The organism is Candidatus Albibeggiatoa sp. nov. BB20, from assembly GCA_016744725.1.
Taxonomy (GTDB): domain Bacteria; phylum Pseudomonadota; class Gammaproteobacteria; order Beggiatoales; family Beggiatoaceae; genus Albibeggiatoa.
Genome location: JADGDW010000004.1, coordinates 43,006 through 50,380, shown reverse-complemented (window position 1 = coordinate 50,380; position 7,375 = coordinate 43,006). Strand labels below are relative to the sequence as shown.

The window sequence follows — 7,375 nt, the reverse complement described above, 5'->3', positions numbered from 1 at the left end:
CCTGAGCCAGTGTCACCTGAGCCAGTATCGCCGCCACCGCTGATAGGGTTAGCACAATCAGGACCTGTTAAATTTGCTGTCACACCATAACCTGTTGCGGCTTTCACCATAACATCTAAGTTAGTTGCAGCATAAGCTTGATCTAAAGTAAAAGAGAAAGTGCCGCCTGAAGAATTCCATTTAATACCATAGAATGAAGGGCCACCAAGATTAACCACGCTTGGGTCAACTTGAAGACCATCATGGGAAGGACTTGAACTCACGACTGTGCAATTTTCTGCTAAACCTAACACCCAATGGCTTAAGCCATGTCCTGTTACTTTGGATACACTATAAGTCCAAGTTGTACCATCTTGGCTCACAAGTTCAATATCATAATTAGACGCTTTGTTAAAGCGACCATCAATTAATGGTGCATTCACTAAATTAGCAGCAAATGCAGATGAGCTGATAAAGCCACCTAATAATGTTGCAGAAATTAAACGTCTGAGTTTCATAGCAATCCCCTGCTTAACAAGTATATTAACCGAGATAAAATGTAAAAATTAAAGTTTTATTAGCCACTCAATTTAATTTGGGGCTGAATCAATACTTATATCAAGAATATTTTGAGTATTTTATATAAAAAAATGTATAAATGGTCTTTAAAAAATCTTAAACGGAATAAATGTATTTTTTCATTTGGGTTCAATTAAATAAAGCCTAAAAACCCTCTTTTTACTGAGATAAATTTCAGTATATAAAGATTTCTATCCAGTTTTTAAGTCATTTTATTAAATAAGATTTATTACCCCTAGTCAATGAGCAATAACTATTTTAGATACCCACCCAATACTTTAAACGATATTGGTTTTATATATCGAAAAAGATATGCAATATAAAAACCTTATAAATAACCATCTATCAGAAAAACAAACCCATTTTAAATATATGGTTATTAAATAAATTTAAAGCCACTAATAATAATTTTTTATACAAAAAACAATCTTGTTGAAAGCACATAATCATTACCAAAAATCCAAACTTACTGTCTTTCTATTGACAATCAACAAGCCCACCCAAAATAGTGTAAGATACGTCATTTTTAAAAATTAATAGAGCAGATTATCATGCGTATTTTCCAAGAAGCCCTCACATTTGATGATGTGTTGCTACTTCCCGCTTACTCTGAAGTATTACCTAAACAAGTCGACTTACGTACTAAATTAAGCCGTAATATTACGCTCAACGTTCCTATTATTTCTGCGGCGATGGATACCGTGACCGAAGCCCGTTTAGCGATTTCCATTGCGCAAGAAGGCGGCATGGGTATTATTCATAAAAACATGTCAGTGGAAGAACAAGCTCGTCAAGTGCATACAGTCAAAAAATTTGAAAGCGGCATTATTAACGATCCCTTTACTGTTTCTTCTGATACAAGCATTAGCAGAGTACTTGAATTAACCCGAGCACATAATATTTCTGGCGTGCCTGTCGTAGACAATAATGATGATTTAGTCGGGATTGTGACCAGTCGAGATTTAAGATTTGAAACCCATTATGCTGATCCAGTTTCAACCATCATGACACCAAAAGAACGTTTGGTTACTGTACGCGAAAATGCGGAAAAAGAAGAAATTCTAGAATTATTGCATAAATATAGAATTGAAAAGATTTTAGTAGTAAACGATGACTTTAAATTACGTGGCATGATTACGGTAAAAGATATTCAAAAAGCCACAGAAAAGCCACATGCGTGTAAGGATGAAAGACAACGGTTACGCGTTGGTGCAGCAGTCGGTACGGGTGAAGATACGGAAGCCAGAATTGAAGCCCTAGTTAATGAAGAAGTGGATGTCATTATAGTTGATACAGCACATGGTCACTCTAAAGGTGTGATTGATCGTGTACGTTGGGTTAAAAATAATTTTCCTGATGTTGATGTTATCGGCGGTAATATCGCGACGGCAGGTGCGGCTAAAGCTCTGCTTGATGCAGGTGCGGATGGTGTGAAAGTCGGTATTGGACCAGGTTCAATTTGTACTACACGGATTGTTGCAGGTGTTGGTGTGCCACAAATTACGGCGATTTCTAATGTTGCAGCAGTATTGGAAGGCACAGGCGTACCCTTAATTGCTGATGGTGGTGTGCGTTTTTCTGGTGATATTTCTAAAGCGATTGCTGCAGGTGCATACTCAGTGATGATTGGAGGCTTACTCGCAGGTACTGAAGAAGCCCCAGGAGAAGTGGAACTATATCAAGGTCGTTCTTATAAAACGTATCGTGGTATGGGTTCATTAGGCGCGATGGCACAAGCCCACGGCTCAAAAGACCGCTATTTCCAAGACGAACACGATGTGGAAAAACTCGTACCCGAAGGGATTGAAGGCCGTGTACCATATAAAGGCACATTATTAAGCGTGATTCACCAATTATTAGGTGGTTTACGTTCCAGTATGGGTTACACCGGCTCAGCAGATATTGAAACCATGCGCACACAACCGCAATTCGTAAGAGTGACCTCAGCAGGTATACGTGAAAGTCATGTACATGATGTATCAATTACCAAAGAAGCACCAAATTATCGTACCGAAACATCCTAGTCATGCGATGGCGTGTTCCAAGTTTCACCGCTTGGCACACGCTTATACCTCATGTTAAACAAACACGTCAGATGTCATATTAAAACTACGTTGGGTTACAACACGGTTTTTTTTATCTTGAACTTGGTAAACTGTTACAGGGCTTTTTTTGCCACGTAAATTAACGGTACCCACATATTGAGTTTGATAATCATCATCTAAATGTTTCAAAGTGGTTTCACCGATTAAAATTCGGCATGGGTTAACAATATCTAATTCTTTGTTAAAACCTTCCAACCGCGCAGCCGTATTGACCGTATCACCCAGCACTGTATATTCCTGACGCTTTGAACTACCCAAACTGCCGACAACCAAAGGCCCTGTATAAATTCCAATTCTCACTTTCACTTCGGGTAAATTATATTGTTTCCATTGTGCACTCAATTCAATGATTTCTTGTCGCATCGCTAGCGCACACTCCACTGCATTCACCGCATCTTGTTCAATCACTTTTTCGTTAGACTCTACAATAGGCATTCCAAACGTTGCCATAATCGCATCACCAATAAATTTATTGACCTGTCCTTGATGTTTTTCAACAATGTGTACCATCGCATCCATATATTCATTTAACCAATCCATCAATTGATCGGGTTCCATTGATTCCGATACAGAAGTAAAACCTTTAATGTCCGCGAATAATACGGTGGCGGTGGCACGCTTTGGGCGTAAACGGCCTTGATGTAAATATTGGTCGCGCGATTGCCAGATAATTTCTGCCACGTCATTGGATACATGGCTGCGAAATAAATTCATCAAAATTTTGCGTTCATCACTTTGCTGATAAGAGCGATAAGCCACGGTCAAAATCATTGATACAACCCAACCCAGTGCAGGCGGTGCAAGCAATAACCACCATCCCATCATAAAGCTGCTGTACACAATTAAGGTCAGAACCAATAAACCACCCAGCATCAAAGCCACATAATCCACTGCCGTTTGAGCAACGAACAAACATGCCATCACCCCTAAAACCACCCAAATCCAAATCCATAACATTTCTTGCGATTCTGTCCAACTGAGCAAGGCATCATCTCTGCCGCGTGAAATGTTCAGTAATTGACTGGTTGTATACGCATGGATAGATGCCCCTGCAATACGTTGATTATCAATTGGGGTATAGAAAAAGTCAGGGGTTGCTTCTGCACGCGTACCTAGAATTACGATTTTATCTTGTAATAAACGCGGATCAAAATTACCTGTTAATAATTGGTTAAAGGTTAAACTATTAAATTCGCGTGGTGCATTCGGATACGCCATTAAGAATTGATAGCCTGCGGAATCAATATCAACATAGCTGCCAAAATTTTCTGTTAATGGTCTGGGTAATATACCTTGACCCAGATAGCCATCATTACTATCAGTACGACCTTGTAATTGAATCCCCTCTGATTCTAAATATTTCAATGCCAGACGTAAGCTAAAAGACCATACTGTTTGCCCATTTTCTTCAGTCATAAAGAACAAGCCACGCCGAATCGTACCGCCCTGATCTACAATTAAATCATTGAAACCAACTTGGTATTCTGTCGACAAACAGCTTGATGGATCAACGTGAATCCCATACGCATCGGCTATTTTTTCAATTCCAATAATATGCTTATTTTGTTTAAATATTTGACACAAACGTTCATATGCAGGCTGTTGATTTATTGGCACTGGCAAGTCACGATACAGGTCTAAACCAATAACCCGAGGTTGATTAGCTAATAAGATTTCAAATGCTTGGACTAAATTTGCGTCCGTCAATGGCCAGCCAAACTGCCTTTGATCTTCATCTGTCATCCATACCATGGTAATACGGCTGTCTAATTCATTGGTTTGAGCACGTTGGGTCAGCATCCAATCATAAGAAGCTAAATCTAAGCTTTCTAATTTGCCATAACTATGCAAGCCAAAAATAGCAAAGAATACAAGATGCGCTAAGATTAGACCCACCATGATGGGGTAATGCCGCCAATATAAAACTCTTTTTAAGATGTAACGCAAGGTTTTACGTTGAGTAATCATTACATCCTCACTTTATTTTGTTTATGGTTTAAATATATTTAAAGTTGACCGCATTGTGACGTATGTCTCTTACCTGTCAGTTTTAAGTCATATCTTCAGTAGTTATCGCTACCTAAATATAAGAGAGGCCACTGGGCTTTAAGTTATCAATATCCCTTAGCGCAAAATATGTTCCAGTGAGAGAGTAGAGAGTGACATTAGAAATGATTTAAGTAATGATATTTTGAATAAACTTTTGTTTATATGGTTTATTTTTATTTAAGGTTCAAGTATATTGTCTGTCAAAAAATCGAGGACTGAGACAAACCAACCTGAAAAATTGATTTTACTAATGCCAGATAAATTTAGATAATTGACACTTATTTGATAGCCATCATTTTGCAAATAGAAAAAAGCAGATTTCACTAATTTGAAACCACTAAAACCTATTTGACTTAGCACAAAGGCTGTAATGACTATGTTATAGTGCTATAAAAAAAGATAGAGTTGCACATCTTATGATTTCACCCTATACCCAACACATTCAGCACCACGGTTTTGCTTTATGCCCATCCGTTTTAAATGCAGAAACCATTGCACAATTAACCCATCAATTAAAAACAGAAGAAAGTATTCACGGCCTTCGGGACGTGTTTAGCAAATATCCGATTGTCAAACAACTGGTACAGTCAAAACCGATTCAACAGCTTGTTCAATCGGTACTTGGAAAAAGTGCGTTTCCTGTTAAAGCACTCTATTTTAATAAGACTTTGGGACACAATTGGAATGTTGCATGGCATCAAGATTTAAATATTACAGTTAAACAACAAATTTACATGAATGGGTTTCATCGTTGGTCAACTAAGCAGGGTATTTATCATGTACAACCACCTGATACTTTATTAGAAAATATGCTGACTTTGAGAATCCACCTTGATGATGCCAGTGTTGATAATGGCGCGTTGCGGGTTATTTCAGGTTCACATAAACAGGGTAAAATTCCCAAAGCTGAATTAAATAATAAGATAGAAAATGATGCTGTTGTGGTTTGTGAAGCTCAAGCAGGTGATGTATTACTTATGCGGCCTTTATTGCTACATGCGTCACATAAAAACTTGTCACTGAACCAAAGACGTGTGATTCATATTGAATTTGCAGCTCAAGCATTACCTGAACCTTTACAATGGTATGAGACCATCCATTAACAAATTATCAGTCGCAAAAGGAGAAGTGTGAATGGAGAGACAAGATGCCATGGGTTTAATGATTAAATTATTAAAACTCATGATTAAGGAAGGCGGTTCTGATTTATTTATTACAGCGGGTTTTCCTCCTGCAATGAAAGCCAAGGGTAAAATGGTTCCCATGATGAAGCAGCCGTTGTCTGCTGAAGATGCTAAATCATTAACTCAATGTATTATGAATGATAAGCAGCTCAAAGAATTTGAGGAAACCAAAGAGTGTAACTTTGCGATTAGTCCACCGGGTATCAGCCGTTTCCGTGTTAATGCGTTTGTACAACAAGGTTGCCAAGGTATTATCATGCGGGTCATTGCAGCTGAAGTGCCTAATTTTGATAAGTTAGGTTTACCTGTGGTACTTAAAGATGTGATTACGGCAAAAAATGGACTTATCGTGATGGTTGGTGGTACAGGTTCAGGTAAATCTACCACGATGGCTGCGATGGTTGATCATCGTAATCGTGAAAGTTATGGCCACATCATTACGATTGAAGACCCAATTGAGTACGTTCATCCACATAAAAACTGTGTTATTACCCAGCGTGAAGTCGGTGTTGATACCCATAGTTGGGAAGCCGCTCTACATAATACGTTACGTCAAGCACCAGATGTAATTCTACTGGGTGAGATTCGTGATGCGGAAATCATGAACTTCGGTTTAGAATTCGCACAAACAGGTCACTTGGCAATGGCCACTTTACACGCTAATAATGCTAACCAAGCTGTTGACCGTATTTTGGGTTTCTTCTCGACTGAGAAACAGAAAAAATTAATGCAGGATATTTCACTCAACTTGCGTTCTATTATTTCACAACGTCTGATTAAAACCGTAACAGGTGGACGTTGTGCTGCAATTGAAATTTTAATTAACTCGCCATTGATTGCTGAGCTGATTGCTGGAGGTGATATTGGCGGTATTAAACCGATTATTGCAAAATCGCGTGAATTGGGGATGCAGACTTTTGACCAAGCCTTATTTGATTTACATGAAAATGGACAAGTTGAATTAGAAGAAGCGTTGAAAAATGCGGATTCTGCAAATGAATTACGTTTGAAGATTAAATTAGAAAGTAAACGTGCAGGTGGTGAATTATCCACAGGCGGTTTAAGTTTAGAAGAGAAAACTGAAAAGTAATTATTTTGCTCTGTTCATAAAACAGTTGCCTCAAATTTTATATAGCCCTGCCATTGCAAATGGATAATGCAGGGTCTCTAAAGCCTATTTAAACTTCAGTGATTCCAACATTTATCACGCATTATTATTTATCAATGTTTCAGCCAGCCATTTTTCTACATCTGCTATCTATGCCCATTTCATTTAAATTAGCTTGTCTTGAATTACCTATTATAATCAATTTGTTCAACACTTTTTAAACGACTAATTTTACGAGAAAGTTATAAATAGTTATAAAAAATGTGGGAAAACCCTTGCAATGTATATTTAGCTTGGTATAATGCGCGACCTTAGACAGCTAATCAAGTAATAAGTGGCTTTTGTAGCGGTTTAAGCAGTATTCAACAGAT

Annotated in this window: 5 protein-coding genes; 3 read left to right on the top strand and 2 right to left on the bottom strand. The window is 38.1% G+C overall.

What is annotated here, in order from left to right; genetic code table 11:
• A partial coding sequence (locus tag ABXH34_RS00930) for a hypothetical protein (protein WP_353569973.1) occupies positions 1 to 497 on the bottom strand: 497 nt, incomplete at its 3' end.
• Between the two features lie 612 nt (positions 498 to 1,109).
• On the opposite strand from ABXH34_RS00930, the gene guaB reads away from it, so the two are divergent.
• The gene (gene guaB, locus ABXH34_RS00925) at positions 1,110 to 2,582 is read left to right on the top strand and encodes an IMP dehydrogenase (RefSeq protein ID WP_353569972.1); all 1,473 of its coding nucleotides are present in this window, start codon (positions 1,110 to 1,112) and stop codon (positions 2,580 to 2,582) included.
• 54 nt (positions 2,583 to 2,636) lie between these two features.
• Here guaB and ABXH34_RS00920 read toward each other — a convergent pair whose 3' ends face one another.
• Positions 2,637 to 4,631 (bottom strand): CHASE2 domain-containing protein, encoded by a 1,995-nt coding sequence (locus tag ABXH34_RS00920; RefSeq protein ID WP_353569971.1) that lies wholly within the window; start codon positions 4,629 to 4,631, stop codon positions 2,637 to 2,639.
• A 497-nt stretch (positions 4,632 to 5,128) separates the two neighbouring features.
• On the opposite strand from ABXH34_RS00920, the gene ABXH34_RS00915 reads away from it, so the two are divergent.
• Entirely contained in the window at positions 5,129 to 5,815 is a 687-nt protein-coding gene (locus tag ABXH34_RS00915; RefSeq protein WP_353569970.1) for a phytanoyl-CoA dioxygenase family protein, read from the top strand.
• 31 nt (positions 5,816 to 5,846) lie between these two features.
• Complete coding sequence (locus ABXH34_RS00910; RefSeq protein ID WP_353569969.1) at positions 5,847 to 6,986, top strand: PilT/PilU family type 4a pilus ATPase; 1,140 nt, start codon at positions 5,847 to 5,849, stop codon at positions 6,984 to 6,986.
• Positions 6,987 to 7,375: the final 389 nt, after the last annotated feature.